Annotated in this window: 1 protein-coding gene; it reads right to left on the bottom strand. The window is 44.7% G+C overall.

From position 1 onward, the window contains the following. Positions 1-389 (bottom strand): Tli4 family immunity protein (locus AB6T85_RS23705; RefSeq protein WP_369897058.1); only part of this gene is annotated, 389 nt, incomplete at both ends.

Raw genomic sequence — 389 nt, forward strand, 5'->3', positions numbered from 1 at the left:
TGTAACTTTTTCAATGTGTTTAGCGCCATCGTCCCTGATAAATCCGTTCGGAATACACACGCCTTTCTCTTTCGGGATTTCTTCATCCTTTCTGCCGCTTAAGCGCGATATCAGCGACTGTAGCGCAGCCAGTCTGGCTGGTTTGGTGTTTGCATCAGCCTCTGTAAAACCTCGCGCTAAATATTTAATTTTCTTTTCTTTATTTTTCTCGCCTGAAAAATCCCGAAATTCCGTGGTAATCACAAAGGCCACGTTGTTTACATAGACATGGGCCTCCAGCTGTCGATAAATATCAGGGGTTCCCGGCTCATTATGGTCATAAATCACGCCACGACCGTCGGGCAGGACAATTACCTCTTTCAAATATGGAGCATATTCGGCTTTATTTC

The sequence above is a fragment of the Erwinia aeris genome, from assembly GCF_041224955.1.
Taxonomy (GTDB): Bacteria; Pseudomonadota; Gammaproteobacteria; order Enterobacterales; family Enterobacteriaceae; genus Erwinia; species Erwinia aeris.